This is a genomic window from Sphingomonas melonis DAPP-PG 224 (assembly GCF_000379045.1).
In the GTDB taxonomy this organism is placed as follows: domain Bacteria; phylum Pseudomonadota; class Alphaproteobacteria; order Sphingomonadales; family Sphingomonadaceae; genus Sphingomonas; species Sphingomonas aquatilis.
In genome coordinates, this window is the sequence record NZ_KB900605.1 from 2,612,923 (window position 1) to 2,638,580 (window position 25,658).

At 67.4% G+C, this 25,658-nt stretch carries 16 protein-coding genes and 1 tRNA gene; 11 read left to right on the forward strand and 6 right to left on the reverse strand.

Annotated elements, in window-relative coordinates; all coding sequences use genetic code 11:
* Positions 1-35 precede the first annotated feature (35 nt).
* Positions 36-1,622 carry an N-acyl-D-amino-acid deacylase family protein gene (locus SPHME3_RS0112630; protein WP_017978793.1) on the reverse strand — a complete coding sequence of 529 codons (1,587 nt, stop codon included), beginning with the start codon at positions 1,620-1,622 and terminating at the stop codon, positions 36-38.
* Positions 1,619-3,955, reverse strand: coding sequence for a penicillin acylase family protein (locus SPHME3_RS0112635; protein ID WP_020486495.1), 2,337 nt, complete (start codon positions 3,953-3,955; stop codon positions 1,619-1,621). Before SPHME3_RS0112635 ends, SPHME3_RS0112630 begins: the two co-directional genes overlap by 4 nt.
* A gap of 275 nt (positions 3,956-4,230) precedes the next feature.
* On the opposite strand from SPHME3_RS0112635, the gene SPHME3_RS0112640 reads away from it, so the two are divergent.
* The 3 genes from SPHME3_RS0112640 (at position 4,231) to SPHME3_RS0112650 (ending at position 10,770) form a co-directional block, all read left to right on the forward strand.
* Entirely contained in the window at positions 4,231-7,188 is a 2,958-nt protein-coding gene (locus SPHME3_RS0112640) for a TonB-dependent receptor plug domain-containing protein (RefSeq protein WP_018250756.1), read from the forward strand.
* A 106-nt stretch (positions 7,189-7,294) separates the two neighbouring features.
* The gene (locus tag SPHME3_RS0112645) at positions 7,295-9,574 is read left to right on the forward strand and encodes a penicillin acylase family protein (RefSeq protein ID WP_020493487.1); all 2,280 of its coding nucleotides are present in this window, start codon (positions 7,295-7,297) and stop codon (positions 9,572-9,574) included.
* Complete coding sequence (locus SPHME3_RS0112650; protein WP_051066228.1) at positions 9,571-10,770, forward strand: serine hydrolase domain-containing protein; 1,200 nt, start codon at positions 9,571-9,573, stop codon at positions 10,768-10,770. The genes SPHME3_RS0112645 and SPHME3_RS0112650 overlap by 4 nt, the downstream gene beginning before the upstream one ends.
* Before the next feature lie 88 nt (positions 10,771-10,858).
* On the opposite strand, the gene SPHME3_RS0112655 is transcribed toward SPHME3_RS0112650, so the two are convergent.
* A tRNA-Pro gene (locus SPHME3_RS0112655) sits at positions 10,859-10,935 on the reverse strand.
* A 216-nt stretch (positions 10,936-11,151) separates the two neighbouring features.
* Here SPHME3_RS0112655 and yajC point away from each other — a divergent pair.
* From yajC to SPHME3_RS0112675, 4 genes are read left to right on the forward strand one after another with little or no spacing between them, the layout of a single operon-like run.
* Positions 11,152-11,490: a preprotein translocase subunit YajC gene (yajC, locus tag SPHME3_RS0112660; protein ID WP_017978788.1), complete on the forward strand. Its 339-nt coding sequence runs from the start codon at positions 11,152-11,154 to the stop codon at positions 11,488-11,490.
* Complete coding sequence (gene secD / locus SPHME3_RS0112665) at positions 11,490-13,088, forward strand: protein translocase subunit SecD (protein ID WP_017978787.1); 1,599 nt, start codon at positions 11,490-11,492, stop codon at positions 13,086-13,088. Before yajC ends, secD begins: the two co-directional genes overlap by 1 nt.
* Positions 13,089-13,104: 16 nt before the next feature.
* Positions 13,105-14,079 (forward strand): protein translocase subunit SecF, encoded by a 975-nt coding sequence (gene secF, locus SPHME3_RS0112670; RefSeq protein WP_018250758.1) that lies wholly within the window; start codon positions 13,105-13,107, stop codon positions 14,077-14,079.
* Between the two features lie 10 nt (positions 14,080-14,089).
* On the forward strand, positions 14,090-14,458 hold the full coding sequence (locus SPHME3_RS0112675) for an MTH938/NDUFAF3 family protein (protein WP_156021358.1): 369 nt from the start codon (positions 14,090-14,092) through the stop codon (positions 14,456-14,458).
* Here the strand turns inward: SPHME3_RS0112675 and SPHME3_RS0112680 are convergent.
* Entirely contained in the window at positions 14,440-15,633 is a 1,194-nt protein-coding gene (locus SPHME3_RS0112680) for a glycosyltransferase (protein WP_018250760.1), read from the reverse strand. The genes SPHME3_RS0112675 and SPHME3_RS0112680 overlap by 19 nt on opposite strands.
* Positions 15,634-15,692: 59 nt before the next feature.
* Positions 15,693-16,517: a pirin family protein gene (locus SPHME3_RS0112685; RefSeq protein WP_017978783.1), complete on the reverse strand. Its 825-nt coding sequence runs from the start codon at positions 16,515-16,517 to the stop codon at positions 15,693-15,695.
* 89 nt (positions 16,518-16,606) lie between these two features.
* On the opposite strand from SPHME3_RS0112685, the gene SPHME3_RS0112690 reads away from it, so the two are divergent.
* Positions 16,607-17,575 (forward strand): outer membrane protein assembly factor BamD, encoded by a 969-nt coding sequence (locus SPHME3_RS0112690; protein WP_017978782.1) that lies wholly within the window; start codon positions 16,607-16,609, stop codon positions 17,573-17,575.
* Between the two features lie 79 nt (positions 17,576-17,654).
* On the forward strand, positions 17,655-19,313 hold the full coding sequence (recN, locus tag SPHME3_RS0112695) for a DNA repair protein RecN (protein ID WP_017978781.1): 1,659 nt from the start codon (positions 17,655-17,657) through the stop codon (positions 19,311-19,313).
* 28 nt (positions 19,314-19,341) lie between these two features.
* On the opposite strand, the gene SPHME3_RS0112700 is transcribed toward recN, so the two are convergent.
* Complete coding sequence (locus tag SPHME3_RS0112700; protein WP_017978780.1) at positions 19,342-20,316, reverse strand: SDR family oxidoreductase; 975 nt, start codon at positions 20,314-20,316, stop codon at positions 19,342-19,344.
* 165 nt (positions 20,317-20,481) lie between these two features.
* Between SPHME3_RS0112700 and ligA the strand changes: the two genes are divergently transcribed.
* Both ligA and SPHME3_RS0112710 read left to right on the forward strand, forming a co-directional pair.
* Complete coding sequence (gene ligA, locus SPHME3_RS0112705) at positions 20,482-22,617, forward strand: NAD-dependent DNA ligase LigA (RefSeq protein ID WP_017978779.1); 2,136 nt, start codon at positions 20,482-20,484, stop codon at positions 22,615-22,617.
* Between the two features lie 178 nt (positions 22,618-22,795).
* Positions 22,796-25,588, forward strand: a complete 2,793-nt coding sequence (locus SPHME3_RS0112710; protein WP_018250762.1) for a TonB-dependent receptor — start codon at positions 22,796-22,798, stop codon at positions 25,586-25,588.
* Positions 25,589-25,658 lie beyond the last annotated feature (70 nt).

Sequence of the window (25,658 nt, forward strand, 5' to 3'; positions counted from 1 at the left end):
CCAATCGCGCTCGCGGCGCTGCCTATAACGTTCGGCTATTGGTCGCAGCCCGCGGGGCGCGGGCGGAGCAGCGCCCGTCCGGCCGCGGCGCCGGTCGCCGCGCCATCGGTCAGCGCGCGTCGGCCGTTGACGAATAATGCGACGACGCCGACGCTCGTTTCGCGGGGATGCAGATAGTCTGCGCGGGGCGCATAGCCTTTGGGGTCCAGCACCACGAGATCCGCAAAATAGCCCGGCCGAAGATACCCGCGCTGCGGGATCCGGTACATGTCCGCGGTCGCGCCGGTGGAGCGGCGGATGAACTGCCGCAGCGTGATGACCTTCCGGTCGACGACATAGGTTCGATACAGCCGCGGGAAGGTCGCATATTGCCGCGGGTGCCCGTCCGATCCGTCCGACGACGTCACGACCCAGGGCTGCTTCATGATCAGGTCGACGTCGCGGTCGACCATATTGAAACTGGCGACGTCCGACCCCGCCGGGCCGTCGCCTGCCGCATTGGGCGTGCGCAGGATGCGGATCGCCGCGTCGATCGGGGAGAGGTGCCACGTCGTCGCCATCTCGGCGAGCGTCTTACCGGTCCACGGCTGGCCCTGTGCGGTGAGCAGCAGCGCCCCCGGCCCACCCCGCCGACTCAGATTGTCCGCCATCGCCGATTTCAGCCGCGCCATCGTCGCCGGATCGTCGAAGCGCGCAAGCAGCCGCTTATAGCCGCCGTCCATCGCCCAGCCCGGCACCAGCGCGGCATCGACACTCGATCCCGAGGCGAGCCACGGATATTGGTCGGCCGTCACGGCCTGCCCCGCGCGCCGCGCCGCCTCGATCGTGGCGATCAGCGCGGGGGCCTGCCCCTGCACGGGCACGCCCAGCGCCTTCAGATGCGCGAAATGGACTGGCGTGCCGGCGCTCTTCCCGATCGCGATCGCCTCACGCGTCGAGGCGAGCAGGCCGATCGAGTAGTTGGATTCGTCGCGCTGGTGCGTGTCGTACATCCCGCCGCGCTTGCCCGATTCGCTGGCGACGGCCGCCACCTCGTCGGTCTTCGCGAAGCTTTGCGGCGGATAGAACAGGCCGGTTGACAGACCATAGGCCCCTTCGCACATCCCCTTGCCGGCAAGGCGCCGTTCCTCCGCCAGTTCGGCCGACGTGGGTGCGCGGGCGTCCTGCCCTAGCACATGCGTGCGGATCGCGCCGAAGCCGACGAAGGGGACGATATTGGTGCCGATCCCGCTCGCCTCCAGCGTGTGCGCATCCTTGGCGACCTCGAACGTGCCATAGCCGTCGACGCCGATCACGACCGTCGAGACACCCTGCGTCAGCCACGGCAGGTTGAGGCGCGCCTTGGGATCGGGCGAGCGGATGTAGCTGTCGGGATGGGTGTGCGCATCGATCAGCCCCGGCGCGACGATCATCCCCCGCGCATCGATCACCTCGCCTGCGGCGGTGCCGCGCGGTCGCCCGACATAGACGATGCGGTCGCCGGTCAGCTCGACATCGCCGACGAAGGGCGCGCCTTCCGCGCCCGTATAGATCGTGCCGCCGTGGATCACGACATCGACGCGCGGGTTGCTCGCCGAGGTGGCGACGCACCAGATGAGAGCGGTCAGGGCGAGGCGTTTCATCGCGGACTCCTTTCGGGTCGAAGGTGGGTGGTGGCGGCCGCAACCGCATCGACCGCCGCCCGGCTGAAGGGCATGGGCAACATCCGCCCCGCGATCCACGGGGCCGCCTGATCGTCGCGATGGACGGACCGCGGATCATTGGACTGGCCTGGCAGATTGAGCACGACCGATCGATCCCAATCGCCGACATCGATCACCTGCAGGTAGCTCGCGCCGCCGCCGACCCGCCAGTCCGGCCCGTTGCCCAGCCACCGCGCCATGACGGTGAAGCCGTCACCACCGGACCCACCGACCTCGATCGGCGGAAAGGCCGCGGCGATGGCGGGGATACGGGCGAGTGGGTGCGCGATCCGGACGCGGTGAAGCGTATCCCACCGCCACGCGGCGGGGTTGTTGCCGAGCAGCGTCGTCGCTTTGGCCCAGCTATCGGCAAGCGCAGCGTCGATCAGGTCGGGCCGCGTGGCGGCGACCCGGATCAGCTCGGGCGGCTCGATCGCGGGGATGAGGGTGCGGGCGCGCTCAGGCACCAGTGCGGCGATCATCTTCGCGTTGAGATCGCGGAGCACGATCTCGTACAGCGCCGCCGCACCGCTTGCGCCGTCGATCCGGCCGTCCCAGCGCGCCAGCATGGCCGTGGCGGCAGCCGCCCCGGCGGATGGCGCGCTTGGCAGCAGCGCCTGAAAGCGCCGGGCGGGCAGCGATAGCGTGTCATGTTGGAGCGCGACACTGTCGGCGACGCTGTGACGCGTCTGCGTCGATAGCACCTCGGCGATCCGGTCGTAGCGTGCAGGGCTGCGGAACGAAAAAGCCGGGCTGTGGTCTGCGGGCCAGCCGGCCGGCAGATTGTTCTGGTTGGCGGAGGCGAACCAGCCGGCCGGTGGATCGACGACGCCGGGCAAGGCACGGAAATCGCGCATTCCGGTCCAGTCGTAACGGCCGTCGCCGGGCACCGGCAGCAGGCCATGCCCGCGCTTGCGCTGTGGCCAGAAACCAATCGCCTGCCAGCCATGATGGCCGCGCACGTCGGCATAATGGAAATTGGTTGGTGACGGGTGCAGCTTGAACGCCTCGCGCAAGCCGTCCCAGTCCTGCGCGAGGTTGATCGCCACCATGGCGAACGCGCCCGATCCGCCGGGCTGCATCTCGACCGAGGCGAGCGCGGTGGCGCGCGAGCGGGCCGGATCGTGGGCGATGACGGGCCCCTGCACGGCATAACGCAGCCGTACGGTGCGGGGCGCCGCGTCCTTGACGGGGATCGCGATGTCGACCGCCGTGAAGCGCTTCCACCCGCCGTTGTGGCGGTAGCGTTCGGGGTCGGCCGGATCGAGTTCCAGGACGAACAGATCCTCCTGGTCGATGTGGAAGTTGGTGCGGCCGAAGGCGAAGCGATCGGTATGGCCTTGCATGATCCCCGCGAGGCCCGGCGCGCCGCCGCCGATCACGTCCAGCCCCGGCGCGGTCAGATGCGCGACATGGCGCGGGCCGAACCCGCCGATGCCGAGGTGCGGATCGTTGGCCAGGATCGGGCGCCCGGTCGCGGTCCGGCTGCCCGCGACCGTCCAGGCATTCGAGCCGGCATTGGCGGCGTTCAGCAGCTCGTCCGGGTCCTGCGTATGCGTCTCGCGTCCGAACGGCAGCGGGCCGAGCCGCAGCACGCCCAGGTCGGCCTCGCTGACCTGCGCGGGGTCGAGTCCGTCGGGCACCTCGAGCGGGATCGACGGGCGTAGCGGCGCCACCAGCTGGTCGAGTTCGAGCAACCCCAACGCCGCCAGCTGCGCGCGGCGGATCTCGTCGTCGACATTGCCGATGCCGCCGCCCCGCGCCTGCACGAGGTCGCGCACGTCCCAGCGCAGCGGCATGACGCCCAGGATACGGTATTCGAGCGGCAGCAACGACCGATCGCGCTCCACCTCCGCGATCCGCGCGTTGATGCCGGCGATATAGCCGCGCACGCAGTCGAGCACCTCGCGCGGAATGCGCGCCAGCTCGGCGTCGAAATCGCCGCGATAATGGAACAGCCGCGCCGCCGCGTCATGCGCGGCGAAGTCCCCGCCGAACACCTCGGCCATCTGCCCCATCTCGCGGCGATGTGCGAAGTCGATCTGGAACAGGCGGTCGCGCGCGACCACATAGCCTTGCCCGAAAAAGGCATCGGCCTTGGTCGCGGCGCGGATATGGGGAACGCCCCACAGATCGTCGACGATGGTGATCGGCTGCGACAGCCCCGGCACCGTCGCATAGGCGGGGGCGGCGGACAGCCGTGCCGTCGCCCGCCAGGGTGCGAGCGCGCCGAATGCCGTGGCGCCGAGCAGGAAGGTGCGGCGAGAGACCATGGTTTCCCCTTGTTCGGCCGACCCACGATACGGCCGCGCAAGATCGGCGGCGCAACGGTCGGCGGGGCGGTTCGCGACGGAGCATAGGCCGGCGTCGGGACCGCGCAATGCCACCATAATCGCAGGCTATGGCCCACCCAACGATCGGTGTCGGTCGACCCTTGACCTAGGTTGCATCCCGCCTGCACCATCGCCGCTGCCCGGATCAGCGACAAGACCATGACCGGCCGCAGGGTGATCACGTTCCAAACGATCGTGAATAAGGGGGATTGCAGATGACGGACGGATCATGGCGCGGGTTGATGGCGACCGGGACCGCATTGACGGCCTTGTCGATGGCGCTCGCCGCTCCCGCCTTCGCGCAGACGACGCCGGCTGCGCCGGCCGACGCCAGTCCGCCCCCGCCGGAGACCAACCCCGGCGACATCGCGCCGGACGACATCATGGTCACCGGCACGCGCATCGTGCGCGATGGCTTCAAGTCGCCGACGCCGCTGACCGTGGCGACGCAGGAGGATATCCTCAACACCTCGCCGACGAACAACATCGCCGACTTCGTCAACCAACTGCCGGCGCTGGTCGGGTCCACCCGCCCCTCGAACTCACGCCTCGCGATCAGCTCCGGTCTCGCCGGCATCAACGCGCTCAACCTGCGCGGGCTGGGTGAAATCCGTACGCTGGTGCTGCTCGACGGGCGCCGCACGGTGGGATCGAGCGTCACCGGGCTGGTAGACGTCAACACCTTCCCGCAGGCTTTGGTGAAGAGCGTCGAGATCGTCACCGGCGGTGCGTCGGCGGCCTATGGCTCCGACGCGGTTGCGGGCGTGGTCAACTTCGTGCTCGACAAGACGTACAAGGGCATCAAGATCCAGGCGGATAGCGGCGTCACCGAACGCGGCGACGGCGCCAATTACTCGCTTAGCGCCGCGGCGGGTCTTGCCTTCGGCAGCGACGATCGCGGGCATTTGTTGCTGAGCGGCGAATGGGCGCATCGCGACGGCATTTTCCGCGTGGATCGTGAGTGGAACGCGCGCGGCGTCGTGCGGATCACCAACCCCAATTACACCAACACCAACGGGCAGGCGCAATTCCTGATCCGCCAGCCGGTGGGTGTCGCCAATACCACGCCCGGCGGCATCATCCTCAATTCCAGCGGCGGCGTCGCCAATCGGCTGCGCGGCATCTATTTCGGCCAGGGCGCAGCGGCGAGCCAGTTCCAATATGGCGCGCTCACCTTCCCCGCGGTCGGTGGCGCGACCGCGCCCTCGCTGACGCAGGGCGGCGACTGGCAGGTCAACGATCAGGGCCGCAACATCGGCCTCGACGCCGACGACGATCGCCGCGGCGCCTTCGGGCGGCTGAGCTACGAAGTCGCCACCGGCGTGACGCTCTTCGCCGAAGCCTCGTACAATTGGCAGAAGACGCTGTTCAACGCGGGCCCGCAGTCGACGACGTCGATCACGCTGTCCTCAGCCAATCCCTATTTGCAGAGCGCACTCGCCAATGCGGTGTCCGCGGGCCTCATCACCGCAGCGGAGCGTGCGGCCGTCACGTCGGTGACGGTCGGTAGCACCGCAGTGGACCTGCCCTATCGCAAGAACAACAGCAGCCGCGACGTGCAGCGCTATGCGATCGGTGCGGAGGGTGAGTTCCAGGCCTTCGGACACAAGGCGTTCTGGAACATCTACGGCCAATATGGCGAGACGAACGCGCACGAGCAGCTGCGCGACATCATGAACACGGCGAACATGGCCAATGCCACCGATGCGGTCGCGGCGCCGGCCGGCAACGCGCTGGGCGTGGCGGCTGGCACCGTCGTGTGCCGGTCGTCGCTGACCGCGCCGACCAACGGCTGCGTGCCGCTGAACCGACTGGGCATCGGCGTCGCCAACCCGGCCGCCTTCGCTTATGTGCTGGGCGACCCCTATCGCGACCAGAAGCTCAAGCAGACGGTGGCGGGCGTCAACCTGTCGCTCACGCCATTCGCGACCTGGGCGGGCGACGTCAGCGTCGCGGTGGGCGGCGAGTATCGGCGCGAATCGGTGTCTGGTTCGGTGCCGACGCAGTTCCAGACCGGCTGGTCGGTGGGCAATTTCCTGCCCACCTTCGGCAGCTATAACGTCAAGGAAGCCTATCTCGAAACGGTCGTGCCGCTGGGCCTGGGCCTGGAGTTCAACGGCGCCGTGCGCGGGACCGACTATTCGACGTCGGGCTATGTGACGACATGGAAGCTCGGCGCGACGTGGCAGCCGATCCCCGACATCCGCTTCCGCGCCACCCGCTCGCGCGACATCCGCGCGCCCAACCTCAGTGAATTGTACGCGTCGGGCACGTCACGCACCAACACGTTGACCGATCCGGCGACGGGGCGCACGACGGTCACCTTCCGCGAGACGACCACCGGAAACCCGAACCTGCGCCCCGAAAAGGCGGACTCCGTCTCCGTCGGCGTGGTGTTCCAGCCCACCTTCCTGCCGGGCTTCTCGACGTCGGTCGACGGGTTCGACATCAAGCTGAAGGACGCGATCGGCCAGTTCTTCGCGCAGGACATCATCAACCGCTGCTTTGAGGGGCGGACCGAATTCTGCGCCGCCTATGGCCCCGATCCCACGGGCGATCGCGAGCTGTTCTTCCGCGCCAGCCCGTTCAACTTCGCCCGCCAATGGGTCCGCGGCATCGACTTCGACGCAAGCTACCGCCTGCCGCTCGCCAACATCATCCAGCGCGCGCCGGGCACGGTCACGCTGCATGGCCTCGCGACGCGCTACATCCACAACATCACCGACAGCGGCGTGCCGAACGTGATACCGGTCGACACCGTCGGCCAGCTGAGCGGCATCAGCCCGCCCAAGTGGATCTATCGCTTCAATGCCAGCTATGAGACGGACAGCTTCTCGGTGACCGGCACCGCGCGTGGGGTCAGCAGCGGCACCTATGGCAATGCGTATATCGTCTGCGACGGCAATTGCCCGACGGGCCGCCCCGCCGCCACCGTCTCGCAATTCCCGACGATCGACAACAATTCGATCTCCGGCGTCATCTATTTCGACCTCAATCTGACGACCAAGATCGAAACGCACAGCGGCGGCCGCGCGGAGCTGTTCCTCAACGTTACCAATTTGTTCGACCGCGATCCTATCCTGTTGCCTGAAACCGGGCTGGCGGCGAACAGCACCTATTCGGATCTGCTTGGCCGCGCCTTCCGGGTCGGCATCCGCTTCCAGACGCGCTGAGCCGGGCGGCGACGATGATCCATCGTCGCGCAGCTCGCCCGACACCCCGCGCCGCCATCGCCCCGCCCGGCGATGCGGCCGCGGGGTCGCGATCAGCGTCGCCGGAATGAGCAGTTCGGCAACACGTGGTCCGGTGACGATCGCCGACGACATATGGGGCGTGCCCCATATCCGGGCGGGGTCGATCCCCGACGCCTATTTCGGGCAGGGCTATGTCGTCGCCCGCGATCGACTGTTCCAGATCGATCTGCAACTGCGCCGCGACCTTGGGCGGCTGGCGGAAAGCTTCGGGCCGCGGTTCGTGGCCTATGATCACACCGCCCGCCTGCTGCTGTTCCGGGGCGATGTCGCGGCAGAGCTCGACGCCTTGCCGCCGGATGTTGTGGCGTGCGCGTGCGCTTACGTGGACGGGATCAATGCCCGGATTGCGGAACTGGAGGCGGACCCCGCACTGCTCCCGCCCGAATATGCTGCGCTGGGGCTGACCCCGCTCCGCTGGGATATCGCCGATCTGGTACGCATCCGCAGCGGCGACATGGGCCGGCCCGACGACGAGGTGCGCCGCGCCCGGCTTGCGGCGCGCGGGCTGCTCGATCTCGACCGGCTGATGACGCCCCTCGCCTGGGATTGGCAGCCCGTGGTGCCCGACGGGCTCGACGTGGCGGCGGTGTCCGACGCCGACCTCGGCGTTCTCGCGCTGACCGATGGGCCGTTGCCATGGGACGCGGCGGTGCAGGCACGCTACGATCCCGTCCACGATAGGCTCGACCGCGACGCGCATGGCAGCAATGCGTGGACGATCGCCGCGGACCGCTCCGCAACCGGTCGCCCGATCCTGGCCAACGATCCCCATCTCGGCATCGGCGGCTTTTCGCCGCGCCACATCGCGCACCTGACCGCGCCGGGGTTCGACGTGATCGGCGCCGGCAGCCCGGGTATGCCCGGCATCATGCAGGGTCACACCGATCATTATGCGTTCGGGCGCACCAACTCGCACATCGATCAGGAAGACCTGTTCGTCCTGGACCTGCACCCGGACGACCCGGAGACCTATCGCCACGACGACGTCTGGAAGCGGTTCGAGACGCGGACCGAGACGATCCGGGTGAAAGACGCGGCGGACGTGACCGTCACGATCCGCCAGTGCGTGCACGGCCCGGTTCTGTCGCACGACCCGTCGCGCCGACGCGCAACGGCGATGGCGTCGGTGTCGTTGCAACCGGGCGCGAACATGACCTTTGCGATCATCGCGCTGAACCTCGCGCGGGACTGGGACGCGCTGGCGCAGGCCGTCCGCCTGCATGTCGCGCCGACGAATTTACACTACGCCGATCGCGACGGGAACACCGCCTGGCGGATGCTGGGCCATGTGCCGATCCGTAGCGCTCATCACGACGGGCTGATGCCGGTTCCGGGCGACGGACGGTACGACTGGCAGGGCATCGTCGCGAAGGAGGACATGCCGGCGATACTGAACCCGCCCGACGGCTGGTTCGCATCGGCCAACCAGCTCAATCTACCCGCCGATTGGAGCCCCGACAAACGGGTCAGCAGCTTCATCTGGAACGCGCCCTATCGCTACGATCGGATCGTCGAAGCGCTCGAAGAACAGGACAGGCATAGTCTCGCCGACAGCGTCGCGCTGCAGCACGACGATCTGTCGCTTCCGGCACGTGCGCTCGTGGCATTGTTGCCCGGCCACCTGGACGGGACGGCAGCCAGCGCCGCCGCACTACTCCGCGACTGGGACTGCCGTCTGGGGGCCGACAGCGCGGCGGCTGCCCTGTTCGAGATGGTCTGGATCGCGCTCGGCAAGGCCTTTCTCTCCGCGATCGTGCCGGATGCAGCGCGCGACCTCGTCACATCCGTCGATCCTCGGCCGATGCTGGCGATGCTGTCCTACCCCGATGCCCGCTTCGGTCCCGAAGCTGCAACCGCGCGGGATAGACTCCTGGCGACGGCGCTCGCCGCGGGATGGGAGGCGGCCATCGCCGCGTTCGGGCCCGATCCCGATGGCTGGAACTGGGGAGACGCGCACCGCGTCGTGCTGCGCCATCCGCTGTCCGCGCTGCCCGAGGTCGCCGCCGTCAGCCCCGCGATCGAGGGCGGCCGATCGGGCGGCGATGCCTTCACGGTGATGGCGCGCGGCTATGTCGCGGCGCGCGATTACACCGTAAGCCACGGGGCCAATTTCATGATCGTCTGTGACGTCGGCGACTGGGACGAATCGCTCGTCTGCGCGCTGCCGGGCCAGTCGATCGACCCTCGCTCGCCGCATTATTCTGACAGCTATGCCGCCTGGGTCGCGGGCGAACCGCGCCGCCTCGCCTTTAGCCGGCACGCCGTCGATGCGACCATACGCCCGATCACGGAGCTTCGACCATGAGAGGCCTCATCAGGGTAGCGGCGCTCGTGTCCGCGTTGAGCACCGTCACGATAGCCCCCGTCCCCACCTCCGCCATCGCCGCAGAGCGCACGCCCAATTTCGACGCCGCCTTCGCGGAGGTGCAATCCTGGGTCGGCAAGGCGTTCCCCGGCGCGGTGGTGGCGGTCGGCGTGCATGGACGGCTGGTCGCGTTGAAGGCCTTCGGGCGAATCTCCTCCGCTCCGGACGCGCCGCCCATGCCGCGCGATGCGATCTTCGACCTCGCATCGCTCACCAAAGTGGTCGGCACCACGACCGCCGCGGAAATCCTCTACGACCGCGGCCTGCTCGACCTCGACCGCCCCGTCGTCGCCTATCTGCCGTCCTTCGCCGGCACGCCGGGTCACGAGAAAATCACCGTACGCCACCTGCTCAGCCACAGTTCGGGCCTCTTTACGTCCGATCTGTTATGGCAGCACAGCCGCAACCGGCAGGAGCTGCTCGCGCTGATCGACCGGATGCCGATGGCCTGGGCGCCGGGCACGCACTACCAGTATCGCGACGAAAATATGATCCTGATGGGCGAGATCATCGAGCGTCTTTCCGGTCAGCCGCTCGACCGCTTCCTGCACGATGCGGTGTTCGCGCCGCTGGGCATGACAGACACCGGCTTCAATCCCCCCGCCAGCCGGATCAACCGGATACCGCCCACCGAGCAGGACGACCTATTTCGTCATCGGCTGGTGCGGGGCGAAGTGCATGACGAAAATGCCTTCGTCCTCGGCGGGGTCGCCGGTCACGCGGGGCTGTTTTCCACCGCGCGAGACCTTGCGCGCCTCGCGCAGGTCTATCTCGACCATGGCCGTCACAATGGTCGCCCATTCCTGACGCCCGGCAGCCTTGCTGCCTTTACCACCCGGACGGCTTTTCCGCCGGGGAGCTTCCGGGCGCTGGGATGGGACATGCCCGATCCGGCCGGCAGCTTCGCCGGCCCCCTGGCCTCGCCCGACGCATTGATCCACACCGGTTTCACGGGCACATCGATCTATATCGACCGGTCGCGCGACGCGTTCGTCATCCTGCTGACCAATCGCGTAAATCCCACCCGGACCAACAAGCAGATCGCCGAGGCCCGGATCGCGATCCACACCGCCATCCTGTCGGCCATCGATGCTGCGTCGCGGCCGTCAGCCGCCGGCCAGCCGCGTCCACGCTGACCATTCGCAGTGGTGCCTCTACGGCACGATTCGTGACGCGAGACGCCCCAGGGCGCCGCGTTCAGCGTGTTCGATTTCCGAGATAAAATGGTCGGGGCGACAGGATTCGAACCTGCGACCCCCACACCCCCAGTGTGATGCGCTACCAGGCTGCGCTACGCCCCGACCGAGGGACCGTGCGGCATTCGCTGCCGATCCCAGAGCGCGGGCCTTTAGGCGGGGCGAACCGGCGATGCAAGCGCTGATCGTCGCTTGGCCGATACAATGCGGTCACGTGTGCCGTTGCAGCGGCGCAACATTGCGCAAGTCGCCGTGCGATGCTAGCGCGCGGCGCTTCCAGTGCGGGGGATTTCCTCCGCCGATCAGCCATGCACGGATCAGATGTTCATCTCCCCAGCCTATGCCCAGACCGCGGGTGGCGCCGCTGAATCCGGCGGCCTTGCCTCGCTGATCAGCTTCGCACCGCTGCTCCTCATCTTCGTCGTCTTCTACTTCCTGATGATTCGCCCGCAGCAGAGCCGCATGAAGGCGCTGCAGGCCGCGATCGCGGGCGTGAAGAAGAACGATCAGGTTGTCACCGCCGGCGGCATCGTCGGCCGCGTCACCAAGGTGGAGGACGCCTTCGTCGAGGTCGAGATCGCCGCGAACACGCGCATCCGCGTGGTGAAGGCGACGCTGGCCGAAGTGACGAGCCCCAATTCGAAGCCGGCGAACGACTGATGCTGGACTTTCCGCGCTGGAAGGTAGCGACGATCTGGACGGTGCTCGCGTTGCTGTGCGCGCTGGCCATCCCGACGTTCCTGCCCGAATCGATGACCGCGAACTGGCCGTTCCACCCGCGCGTCAACAAGGGGCTGGACCTCGCCGGCGGCAGCTATCTGATGCTGGAAGCCGATACGCAGGATCTCGCCAACACGCGGATCGAGGCGATGCGCGACCAGATCCAGGGGACGATGCGCAACGGCACGCCCCGGATCGACATCGGCGACATTTCGACGCGAAACAACCAGATCACGTTCATGCTGCGCAACCCGGCGCAGGTCGATGCGGCGCGCGAGCGCCTGCTCGGCATCACCGGCGGCGGCGCCGGCATGACCGGCCAGCGCGAATGGGACATCCAGGTCGTCGACGGCAGCCGCTTCGTGCTGACCCCGACGCAGGCGGGCCTCAACCAGGCGATCAAGACCGCGATGGAGGATGCGACCGACGTCGTGCGTCGTCGTATCGACGCGCTCGGCACGCGTGAGCCGACGATCGTGCGCCAGGGCGACAACCGCATTCTGGTGCAGGTGCCGGGCCTCCAGAACCCACAGCAGCTGAAAGACCTGCTCGGCAAGACCGCGCGCCTCGAATTCAAGTTGGTCGACACGACCGCCAACCCGGCCGATGTCGCCAAGGGCATCGCCCCGATCGGCAGCCAGATCCTGCCCTATCCCGGCAGCCGCGACGGCGTGCCGGTCAGCGTCGTGAAGCGCACCGCGGTCATCACCGGCGACATGGTCGCCGACGCGCGCCAAGGCTTCGACCAGCAGACCAACGCCCCTAACGTCCAGATCACCTTCAACGGCGTCGGCGGCAACCGTTTTGCCCGCGTGACGCAGGCGAACGTCGGCAAGCCGTTCGCGGTGGTGGTCGACAATCAGGTCGTCTCGGTCGCCAATATCAACGAACCGATCCTGGGCGGATCGGCGGTCATCAACGGCGGCTTCACCGTCGAAAGCGCCAACCAGCTCGCCATCGCGCTGCGTTCGGGCAAGCTGTCGATCAACCTGAAGGTGATCGAGGAATCGACCGTCGGGCCGGAACTGGGCGCCGATTCGATCCGCGCCGGCATCCTCGCCTGCTCGGTCGCGGTCGCGCTGGTCATGGCGTTCATGTTCCTGACCTACGGCCGCTTCGGCGCCTATGCGAACCTCGCCGTCGTCATCAACGTGTTCGTCATCCTCGGCGTCCTCGCGCTGATCAGCGGCACGCTGACGCTGCCGGGCATCGCGGGCTTCGTGCTCACCATCGGCACCGCGGTCGACGCGAACGTGCTGATCAACGAGCGTATCCGCGAGGAACGCCGTCGCGGGCGCAGCGTCGTGCAGGCGGTGGAGCTGGGCTATAAGGAAGCCAGCCGCACCATCTTCGAAGCGAACATGACCCACTTCATCTCGGGCGCGATCATGTTCGTACTGGGGTCTGGTCCGGTCCGCGGCTTCGCGGTCGTTCTGCTCATCGGTATCGTCACCTCGGTCTTCACCGCCGTCACCTTCACGCGCATGCTCGTTGCGCTGTGGATCCGGCGCGAGAAGCCCAAGACGATCAACATTTGAGGCGAAAGGACACCTCATGCGCCTCCTGAAAATCGTACCCGACAACACCAACATCGACTTCGTCCGCCTGCGCGGCTGGGCATTCGGGCTCACGCTCGCGCTCAGCCTGCTCGCGGTCGGGCTGACGGTGGTGAAGGGCCTGAACTTCGGCGTCGACTTCGTCGGCGGCCTGATGATCGAAGAGAAGTTCCCGACCCAGCCCGACCAGAACAAGGTCCGCCAGGTCATCGACGGCCTGGGCGTCGGCGAAGCCGCACTGCAGCAGTTCGGCGACCCCAAGACACTGACCATCCGCCTGCCCGTGCAGGAAGGCGCCGACGAAGGCGCCACCAACGCCGTCGTCAAAAAGGTGGAAGGCGCATTGGGCCAGGCGTTCCCAGGCGCGACCTTCAGCCGCTATTCGACCGTGTCGAGCAAGGTGTCGGGCGAGCTTATCCGCAACGGCGTGCTCGCCGTCGTCCTCGCGATCCTCGGCATCGGCCTGTTCGCGATCGTGCGGTTCGAATGGCAGTTCGGTGTGTCGACGATCGTCGCGATCGTCCACGATCTGTTGATGACGGTCGGCTTCTTCGCGCTGTCGCGCTTCGAATTCGACCTGAACATCATCGCCGCGGTGCTGACGATCATCGGCTATTCGATCAACGACAAGATCGTGATCGACGACCGTATCCGCGAAAACATGCGCCGCTATCGCAAGATGGAGATGCGCGAGATCATCAACCTGTCGGTCAACGAGACGCTGCCGCGTACCGTCATGACCTCGGTCACGATCCTGCTCGCGCTGATCGCGATGCTGTTGCTCGGCGGCCATGTGCTGCGCGGCTTCACCGCCGCGATGATCCTCGGCATCGTTGTCGGCACCTATTCGTCGATCTACGTGTCGTCGTCGCTGCTCATCACGCTCGGCCTGCGCGCCGATCCGAATGCCGGCGAACGCACCGCAAAAGGCGGCATCAGCAATGCGGAGCGGGTCGGCCCGCGCGAGGGCTGACGCGGTGCGCATGGACCGTGAGGCCGCCGCCGACGGCCCGATCGTTCGCGGCTTCGTCGGCTCGGGGTTCCGGGTCGACGACGAGCGGGTGTTCCGCGCGCTGCTGATGACGGTGGAGACGGCGTCCGAATGGACGCCGCCCCCGCTCGACCGGCTCGACACGGCGGCGTTGCAGCCGCTGATCGACGCGGCGCCGGAGTTCATCCTGATCGGCACGGGCGCCGGGCTGACCCGCCCGCCGGTCGCGCTGGTCCGCGCGCTGGAAGACGCGGGCATCGGCGTCGAGGCGATGGACAGCCGCGCGGCGGCGCGCGCCTGGGGCGTGCTGCGCGGCGAGGGCCGCGTGATCGGCGCGGCGCTCTACCCGCTGGATGCCTGATCCCTCTCGCGCCGGTGGGCGACGAGCGCCGACAGGTGATCGACCAGCGCCGCAGTATTGGCTTGCCAGGTAAAGCGCTTCACCGTCGCGGAGACTGCATCAGGCGCAGGCGGAGCGGCGATCAGCTCCCGTATGGCGACGGCAAAGGCCTCCGGGTTGCGCGCGACAATCCGTCCGGCGTCCGTCGAGGTCACCACCTCCGCCGCACCGCCGATCGGCGGAATGACGACAGGGGTGCCGCAGGCGAGCGCCTCGATCCACGCATTGGCCAGCCCTTCCGAACGCGAGGCCAGCGCCATGACATCGGCCGCGGCGATCACCGCCGGAAGCGCCCGGTGCGGCACGCCGCCCACGATGCGGACGCGATCGGCAATCCCCAATGACGCAGCAAGCGCGGTCAGGCTTGCCCGCTCCGCCCCCTCGCCGACGATCATCAGCGGGACGCCGGGCAGCGTCGCCACCGCGCGCAGCACGATGTCGTGGCCCTTGCGTGGGATCAGTGCCCCCAAGGACAGGACAAGCGGCCCGGTGACGCCCAACGCGGCCTTGGCAACGGCTCGATCGAACGGGTGAAAGGCGTCCGTGTCAATGCCCGTGTGATGCACGCGGATGCGGTCTCCCGGCATGCCGAGCGCGATCATGTCGTTCCGCATCGCGCCGCTGACTGCGAGAAGGCCGTCCGCCGCGCGGCCGGCCTCCCGCACCTGCGCGGCCGTCGGGCCCGATCGCCCCCAAAGATGGATATCCGCCCCGCGTGCCTTGATCGAGACAGGAACGCCGTAGCGCCGCCCGAGCATCACCGCGGCCGGCCCATCGGGGAAGAAGAAGGACGCGTCGATCACATCGAACGGAAAGTCGTGCCGTATCGCGTCCAGCACCGGCACGAGCGCGCGAACGAGCATACGGGCATGCCACCGGCCGGCAGTGCCCGGCATCGCGATAAAGCGCGGACGGTACACATCGACGCCGCGCCAGGTCTCCCGCGCCGGCAGTGCCAGCCGCTCTCGCTGCCGCAAGCGCGACACCGGCCAGGGGGCAACACCCACCGGCGCGACGACCCGCACCGCGACGCCGTCCGCCGCCGCCAGCCCCTGCGTCTGCCGTTCGACGAACACGCCGAAATTCGGCCGGTTCGCATCCGGATACAGGGACGACAGGGTCAGGACGCGCAGCATCGCGGCTTGGCCTAACGGCGCCGGGTTAAGGCTTCCCCTACCCGGCGCCCGCCCGCGAATCAGAGGCGCTGCGTGCCCGGATAGGCGAACAGCAGGTCGGCATCGGCGCTGCTCGCGATCGTCTCGCTACCGGTGACGGTGACGCATTCGCCTGCCTTGAACGCGACACCGGCAACCTCGCCCGATCCGCGGATCGGCACCAGCCAGCCGGTCTGACCGTCCTGCAGCGCGACTTGGTGTTCGCCACCCGTCCAGCGCTCCAGCACGAACTTCGGCCCCTCGACCAGAATGTCGCGCCCCTCGCCCGCCGCACCCGGCGAGGCAATCGGCTGGTACGGGGTCAGGTGCGATACCGCGACGCCATCGTCTAGGTGCAATTCCCGATCGCTGCCGTAATCGTACAGGCGATAGGTCGTCTCACTGTTCTGCTGCACCTCGATCAGCGTCAGGCCACCGCCGATCGCGTGGATCGTGCCGCTGGGGGCGTAGTAGAAGTCGCCGGCCTTCACCGGCACCCAGTCGAGATCGTCCTCGATGCTGCCGTCCTGTGCATGGGCGCGCAGTTGGTCGGCGGTGATCGGCTGCTTGGGGCCCAGGGCGATCGTCGAATCGGGGCGGGCCGCCAGGATCGTCCAGCATTCGTCCTTGCCGCGCGGCAGGCCGCGGGCGTGCGCCTGCTCGTCGTCAGGATGGACCTGCACCGACAATTTGTGGTCGGTGAACAGATATTTGATCAGCAGGTCGGGCGTGCTGTCGCCCGGCTCCTGGAACCAGATCTCGCCGATCGGCTTGCCGTCCTTGGGCGCATCCTCAAAGCCGAACCCCAGGTCATGCCGGCCCCACGGCTTTTCGACGCGGTGGGTGTGGAGCAACGTAGCAGGCATGAGGGTCCTTTCGAGTCCGTAACAGGCGCGCCAACCTGCGACGGAGGGGATTGTTCGCTGGCACGCGCTTACGCTAAGAGCCTTAGCCGATGCGTATCCCACAGTCCAAGGCGCTTGCCGCCGCGATGATCGCCGTCCTCGCGCTTCCGGTCGCCGGTTGCGCCCGTAACAAGGCGAAGTCCGACCTGCCCTATGTCGCGCGCGACGTGGGCACGCTCTATTCGACCGCGAAGACGCGGCTCGATCAGGGCCGCTACAAGGAGGCGGCGCTGCTGTTCGACGAGGTCGAGCGCCAGCACCCCTATTCGATCTGGGCCCGCCGCGCGCAGCTGATGAGCGCGTTCAGCTATTATCTCGACCGCGATTACACCGCGAGCATCCAGTCGGCGCAGCGCTTCCTGTCGGTCCACCCCGGCAACCGCGATGCTCCCTACGCCTATTATCTGATCGCGCTGAGCTATTACGAACAGATTCGCGACGTCACGCGCGACCAGAAGATCACGCTCCAGGCGCTGAGCGCGCTGGGCGAACTGACCCGCCGCTATCCGAACACCCGCTACGCCTCCGACGCGCGCCTGAAGATCGACCTCGTCAACGATCACCTAGCCGGCAAGGAAATGGAGATCGGGCGGTTCTACGAAACCCGCGGTCAGTGGCTGGGCGCCGCGCTGCGCTTCCGCACCGTGATCGACAAGTATCAGACCACCACGCACACGCCCGAAGCGCTGATGCGCCTCGTCGAATGCTATCTGGAACTGGGCCTGCGCGGCGAAGCCGAGAAGGCTGCGGCGGTGCTCGGCGCCAACTATCCCGGCAGCGACTGGTACGCGCATGCGTACAAGCTGATGCAGGAGCACCCCTTCACGCCGACTGCGCCGATTCCCGCCGGCCAGCCGATCATCCCGCCCAACACGCCCGGCACCAAGAAGCTCGCCGAGCCTGGCGAGCTGGAGGCCGCCAAGCCCAAGGCGGAAGCCCCCACGCCGCCGACGCCGGTCGCCCCCAGCGGCGGCACGGCCGGCGCACCGGTGCCGACCACCGAGACGCCGACCAACTGATCGGCGCCCCGGCCGTCATCGCGGCGATGAGAACATTTAAGGATCAACATCGCCGCGTAGGCGCGCTATAGCGCCTCCGATGCTGACCGCGCTGTCCATTCGCGATGTGGTGCTGATCGAGGCGCTTGACCTCGAATTCGGGGCCGGGCTCGACGTGCTGACCGGGGAAACCGGTGCGGGTAAGTCGATCCTGCTCGATGCCCTCGGGCTGGCGCTGGGGGGCCGTGGCGAATCGGGGCTGGTGCGCCACGGTGCGGCACAGGCCATCGTCACCGCGACCTTCGATCCGCCCGTCGGTGCACTCGGCGCCCTGCTGGAAGAGAATGGTGTCGAGGTCGAGCCGGGCGAACCCTTGCTCGTCCGACGCATCGTCAAGGCCGACGGCGGCAGTCGCGCGCTCGTCAACAACCAGCCCGCAGGCGTTGCGCTGCTGCGCGAGATGGCGCCGATGCTGGTCGAAATCCACGGCCAGCACGACGATCGCGGCCTGCTCAATCCACGCGGGCATCGCGCGCTGCTCGATGCGTTCGGACGCGTCGATCCGGGCGATACCGCGCGCGCCTGGGTAAGTTTGCGAGACGCGCAGGCAGAGCTCGCCGCGGCGCAGGCCGAGATCGAGACGGCCGCGCGCGATCGCGAATGGCTGGAACATGCGGTGGGCGAACTCAGCGCGCTGGCCGCCGAACCGGGCGAAGAGGAAGCGCTCGCCGACAAGCGGCGCGGCATGCAGCGCGCCGAAAAGATCGCGGACGAATTGGCCGCAATCGACGACTATCTCGAAGGATCGAACGGCGGGCTAGCGCAGCTGCGCCAGGCGGCGCGCGTGCTGGAACGCATTGCCGAGGATCATCCCGCGCTCGGCGAAGCGCTGGCTGCGATCGATCGCGCGGTGATCGAGGCGGCGGCTGCCGAGGAACAGCTGGTCGAGGCGCGCCGTGCCCTCGCCTTCGACCCACGGGCGCTGGAAGAGGATGAGGCGCGCCTGTTCGAACTGCGCGGTATGGCGCGCAAGCATCGCGTCCAGCCCGACGATCTCGCCGCGCTGACCGAGGATTTGCGCGGCCGATTGGAGCGGCTGGAAGCTGGCGAGGGCGGGATCGCGCTGCTGGAAGCGGCCGTCGCCGCGGCCCGCGCCGATTACGACGTCGCCGCCGACATCCTGTCGCAACGCCGCCATGCCGCGGCCGAGCGCCTCGACGCGGCGGTCGCGGGCGAACTCGCGCCGTTGAAGCTCGACGCCGCACGCTTCCGCACGACCGTGGTGTCGGTCGGGCCTGACGGGTGGTCCGCGCACGGCAAGGATCGTGTCGAATTCGAAATCGCGACCAATCCCGGCGCGCCCTTCGCCCCGCTCGCCAAGATCGCCAGCGGTGGTGAGCTGTCGCGCTTCATCCTGGCGATGAAGGTCGCGCTGGCGGAGGAAGGCGGCGCGGCGACGATGATCTTCGATGAGATCGATCGCGGCGTCGGCGGTGCGGTGGCGAGCGCGATCGGCGAGCGCCTCGCGCGCCTCGCCGAACACACGCAGCTGCTGGTGGTGACGCACTCGCCCCAGGTCGCGGCGCGCGGTGCCGAGCATCTGCTGATCGCCAAGAGCCACGACGGCACCGTCACCCGCACCGGCGTTCGGGTGCTCGACGAGGCCGAACGACGCGAAGAGATCGCCCGGATGCTGTCGGGTGCGACCGTCACCGATGAGGCGCGGGCGCAGGCCGATCGCCTGTTGGAGACGGCCTGACCCTCCCCTCCCTCATCAGAGGGAAACGTCAGATCGCGCCGGTGCCGCCGTTAGCGCCAAAGGCGCTGCCGGTGGTGAAGCTGTTGCCCGCCTCGGCCAGCGCAACGTACAGCCCTGCCAGTTCCGCTGGCTGACCCGCCCGGCCCAATGGCGTGTCCTGCCCGAACTTACCCATCTTGCCCGGCAGCTGGCCGCCCGCCACCTGCAGCGGCGTCCACACCGGGCCCGGCGCGACCATGTTCACGCGGATTCCCTTCGGCCCCAACTGTTTCGCCAGTCCCTTGGTGAAGACGAGGATCGCCGCCTTCGTCGTGGCATAATCCAGCAGCTCTTCGCCCGGGTTGACCGAATTGACCGACCCGGTGTTGATGATCGCCGCACCCCGCGGCATCAGCGGGATTGCCGCCTTGCACAGGTGGAACATCGCATAGACGTTGGTCTTCATCGTCCGGTCGAACTGTTCGGTGCTGATCTCCGCGATCGACGCCTTCGACTGCTGGTACGCCGCATTGTTGACCAGGATATCCAGCCCGCCCAGCTCTCGATTAGCACGCGCGATCAGGTCGCGGCAGAATTTTTCGTCCGTGAGATCGCCGGGGATCAGCACCACCTTGCGCCCTTCGGCCCGCAGCAGCTTGGCGACGTCCTGCGCATCGGGCTCCTCGGTCGGATAGTAATTGATCGCGACATCGGCGCCTTCGCGCGCAAAGGCGATCACCGCGGCGCGGCCGATGCCGGAATCGCCGCCCGTGACCAGCGCCTTGCGCCCGGCCAACCGCCCCGACCCGCGATAGCTGCGCTCGCCGCTGTCGGGCACCGGCTTCATGTCGCGTTGCAGCGCCGGCCATTTCTGGCGCTGTTCGGGAAACGGCTGGCTGGTGTAGCGCGTCTGCGGATCGCTGAGCGCCGGCGCGCCTTGCGCGAAAGCCGGGGCCGCAGCGGCGGCGACGCCAGCGACGGCGGCGCCCTTGAACAGATCGCGGCGATTGGTCTGATCGGTCATGATGCGGCCTTCGATGGCGGATGGATGAAGACGCAATCGCCCGGGGCCGCGGTTGGTTCATCGGTGGTGGAAATTCATGCGGCGTATCAAGCATCTATCGCCCTCGATCCGGGCTATTCCACTCCCCGCTTGCCCGACCGCCGTCCTCTCCCCTAGTCGGCAACCATGACCGACCTGCCGCAGACGCCGCTCGATGCCGCCGCCGAACTGGAGGCACTCGCCGCGCAGATCGCGCACCACAACAGCCTCTACCATACGCATGACGCGCCCGAGATTTCGGACGCCGAATATGACGCGCTGGTCCGCCGCAACACCACGATCGAGGCGGCCTTCCCTGACCTGATCCGCACCGATTCGCCCAGCCGCAAGGTCGGCGCCGCCCCCGCCGCCCATCTCGCCAAGGTGCCGCATGCCCGTCCGATGACCAGCCTGGACAATGCCTTTACCGACGAGGAGGTCGAGGAGTTCGTCGCCCGCGTCCGCCGCTATCTGAAGTTGCCCGAGGACGAGCCGGTCACCCTGACCGCCGAGCCCAAGATCGATGGCCTGTCCTGTTCGCTGCGCTATGTCGACCAGCGGCTGGTCCAGGCGCTGACCCGCGGTGACGGCGCGATCGGCGAGGACGTGACCGAGAATGTCCGCACCATCGCCGACATTCCCCAGACCCTGCCCGCCGACGCGCCGCGGGTCTTCGAGGTGCGTGGCGAGGTCTATATGAGCAAGGCCGATTTCGCCGCGCTCAATGCCCGACTGGCGCAGGAAGCCGCCGACGCGAACAAGGAGGCCCGCCAGTTCGCCAATCCGCGCAACGCCGCCGCCGGGTCTCTGCGCCAGAAGAACCCGGCCATCACCGCCGGGCGTCCCTTGCGCTTCCTGGCGCATGGTTGGGGCGAGGCAAGCGAGGTGCCCGTCGAGACGCAGTTCGACATGGTCGAGGCATGGCGCCGCTGGGGTTTTCCCATCGCCGACGCCTTTGCCCGCGTGCCCGATGCCGGTGCCGCGCTGGCCATCTATCGCACCATCGAGGCGCAGCGTGCCGACCTGCCCTTCGATATCGACGGCGTGGTCTACAAGGTCGACCGGCTCGACTGGCAGGCCCGGCTGGGCATCGTCGGGCGTACGCCACGCTGGGCGATCGCGCACAAATTCCCCGCCGAGCGCGCCCAGACCACGCTGGAGAAGATCGATATCCAGGTCGGCCGCACCGGCGCGCTGACCCCCGTCGCCCGGCTGGAGCCGGTGACGGTCGGCGGTGTCGTCGTGACCAACGCCACGCTGCACAATGCCGACGAGATCGAGCGGCTGGGCGTCCGCCCCGGCGACCGCGTCGTCCTGCAACGCGCAGGGGACGTCATCCCGCAGATCGTCGAGAACCTGACCCGAGACGTCGCCCGAGAGCCCTTCGTCTTCCCCGACCACTGCCCAGAATGCGGCAGCTTAGCGACGCGCGAGGAGGGCGAGGTCGTCATCCGCTGCACCGGCGGCCTGATCTGCCCGGCGCAGCGCGTGGAACGCCTGATCCACTTCGTCTCGCGCCACGCCTTCGACATTACGGGCCTCGGCCTCGTCCGGGTCGAGGAATTCTTCCGAGACGGCCTGATCGCCTCGCCCGCCGACATCTTTCGCCTGCACCAGCATCGCGAGGCGCTGATCCAGCGCGAGCGCATGTCCGAACTGGTCGTCGACAAGCTGCTCGCCGCGATCGACGCGCGGCGCGACATAGCGCTCGACCGCTTCCTCTTCGCGCTGGGCATCCGTCATGTCGGCGAGATCACCGCGCGCGACCTGGCCCGCCGCTTCGTCTCGATGGCGGGCTTCCGCGCGATGATCGACGCCGCGCTCAAGGTGCGCGCCGACACCATACCCGCACTGGGAGAACCCGACCGCAAGTTCGAGCTGCGCCGCCAGCGCGCGATCGTCGCGGCGATCGACACGCCCCAGATCGGCCCCGAAGTCGCCGACGCGCTGCTCGACTTCTTCGCCGAGGCGCATAATCGCGAGGTCGTCGACGACCTGCTCAGCGAGGTCACGCCCGCTGACGTCGTCTGGGAAACCCGCGCCTCGCAGGTCAGCGGCAAGATCGTCGTCTTCACCGGCAAGCTCGAAACGCTGAGTCGCGACGAAGCCAAGGCGCAGGCCGAGGCACTGGGCGCGCGCGTGTCGGGGTCGGTGTCTGCCAAGACCGACCTCGTGGTGGCCGGAGCCGATGCGGGGTCGAAGCTCAAGAAGGCGACGGACTTGGGCGTGGCGGTCATCACCGAAGCGCAATGGGCTGAAATCGTTGCCGAAACGGCCGCATGACGAACCGGGGGCGTTGCCTTTTTGCAACGCAGCGGAACGAAGCGACGCGGGTCATCATCGCTGCCCTTTGATTGTCACAAACTCGCAATATTGATCTCACATGGGCCGCGGCAACGGCAAAAAACACGAGCCGCGAATCCAAGAGCACCATGCTCAAAGGGGACAAGATCAGATGCGTATGACTTTCGCTTGCGGCGTTGCCTTCGCCGCGCTCATGCTGCCGGGTGCCGCCTTCGCGCAGTCGACCGGTTCGACCGAAGCCGACACCGTCGGTTCGGGTGACATCGTCGTCACCGGCGCGCGCGAACCCGGCGTCGGCGGCGTGGACATTCCCGCGACCGCGAAGAACAAGCAGGTCCTGAATCAGACGTTCATCTCGCACCAGACCCCTGGCCAGACGATCAACGACATCATCAACCAGCTGCCGGGCGTCAGCTTCCAGAACAACGATCCGTTCGGTTCGGCGGGCGGCACGCTCACCATCCGCGGGTTCGACGGCAGCCGCATCAGCCAGACGTTCGACGGCATCCCGCTGAACGACACCGGCAACTACGCCATCTATTCGAACCAGCAGCTGGACCCCGAACTGATTGAGCAGGTCAACGTCAACCTCGGCTCGACCGATCCCGACTCGCCCACCGCTTCGGCCTCGGGTTCGACCGTCAACTATCGCACGCTGATCCCGACCGACCAGTTCGGTGCGCGCATGGTCGGCTCGATCGGTGACTACAGCTTCTTCCGCGTGTTCGGTCTGGTCAACACCGGCGTCTTCACGCCCTGGGGCACCAAGGCGTGGTTCTCGGGTTCGAGCGCGACGAACGACGTCGTGTTCAACAACTTCGGCAAGATCAACAAGCAGCAGTATAACGCCAAGATCTATCAGCCGATCGGCAGCGGCAAGGACTTCATCTCGGTTTCGGGCCACTACAACCAGAACCGCAACAACTTCTTCGGCTCGGCTCCGCTGCGCAACGACAATAACGTTTACACGACGACGGTCGCGACCGGTGCAAACGCCGCCGCTCCGACGCTGATTACCGGTGACGTGCGCACCGCGGGGACCGGGTCGACCAACCGCTTCCCGCGCAGCCGTGATGAGTTGCCCTATTCGGTCGGACGCTGTCAGATCGACGTGCCCCAGGCTGGCGGCGTTGACGCACCTGCCACGACCAACGCACCGGGCGCATCCAACAACGGCGCCATTTGCGGCAGCAGCTTCGACGAGCGCTACAATCCGTCGAACACCGCCAACATCCGCATCAACTCGCGCTTCTCGCTCAGCGACAAGCTGACGCTGTTCGTCGATCCGTCGTATCAGTACACGAAGGCGAACGGCGGCGGCACGGTTACGGGGCGCGAGCAGGGCCGCACCGTCGGCGCCAATACGTACTATGGCTTCTTCCAGAGCGTCAGCAATTCGAACGGCTATTATTTTGGTCGTGACCTGAACGGCGACGGTGATACGCTCGACACCGTTACGCTGCTCGCCCCCAGCCAGACGATCACCAACCGTTATGGCGTGATCGCATCGCTGCGGTACGAGTTCTCGGACACGCAGAGCATCCGCGTTGGCTACACGCTCGATTACGGGCGCCACAAGCAGACCGGCGAGCTCGGTTTCCTGCAGGCGAACGGCAAGCCGTTTGACGTCTTCCCCGTCAACGACGGCATTCTGGCGATCAACGGTGGGGTGGTCGAGAAGCGCAACCGTTTCTCGAAGGCGATCCTGAACCAGGGCTTCGCGCAGTACATCGGCAATTTCTTCGACAGCAAGCTGCGCGTCGAAGCGTCGGTGACGGGCAAGTGGTTCAAGCGCGACCTGACCAACTACTGCTTCTCCACGTCGGCCGGCGGCAACGTCGACTGCCTGGCGTCGGCCTCGCAGAACGCGGCCTATGCCGCGGCGAACCCCTACGTCGTCGGCGGCACCACCGCCGCTCCGACGATCACGGGCTTCGCTGCCCCGCAGAACCGCGTCTACAAGTATGACCGCATCCTGCCGGCCGGCGGCCTGACCTACGAAGTCACCGACGCGTTCAGCATCTTCGGCAATTATTCGAAGGGCATCCAGGTTCCGGGCACGGACAACCTGTATCAGGCGTTCTATTACCCGCAGAACACCACCCCTGCGAACCCGCGCCCGGAAACGACCGACAACTTCGATGCCGGTATCCGCTACACGACCAGCCGCGTCACCGCGTCGCTGGGGCCGTGGTACACCCGCTTCCAGAACCGTCTGGCGAGCGCCTATGACATCGACACGCAGCAGACGATCTATCGCAACCTGGGTCGCGTCGATAAGTACGGCATCGATGGCAGCATCTCCTATCGTCCGATCCGCGAGCTGCTGTTCTACGCATACGGTTCGTACCTGAAGTCGGAGATCAAGACGAACGTAGAGATCGGCCGCTGCCCGCAGACGCTGACCGCTGCGAACACGACCAACAACTGCACGGTCGCGGGCGCCCCGATCCTGGCGCAGACCGCCGGCAAGCGTGAATCGGGCGCTCCGGTCTACACCTTCGGTGGTCGCGTCCAGGCGACCCTCGGGCCGCTTGAACTCGGCGTTCAGGCGAAGCGGACTGGCCGTCGCTACCTGAATGACCAGAACCTGCCGCAGTTTGCCTGCGCGGGCCCGAACGGGAACCTGAATCTGGTCAACAACGTCTGCCCGACGGTTAACAACGTTCCGGCCACCTACACCGGTCAGCGTGGCATTCAGTACCAGACCTATGGTGCCTATGCTCCCGGCTACACCACGGTCGACTTCGACGCGCGCTTGGCGCTCGACTGGGTCGGCATCGGCGGCAACAACAAGACGTACCTGCAGCTGAACGTCGTCAACGCGTTCAACAAGTTCTACGTCGGCGGCTTTACCGGCGGCCAGACGGTGAACGTAAATAACTCGATCCCGTTCGTGCAGATCGGCAGCCCGCGCGCGTTCATCCTGTCGGTGAACACCGCTTTCTGATCGAACTAACCAATACTGCCTGACGGATAGGGCCGTCGCTTCCTTCGGGCAGCGGCGGCCCTTCTGTTTT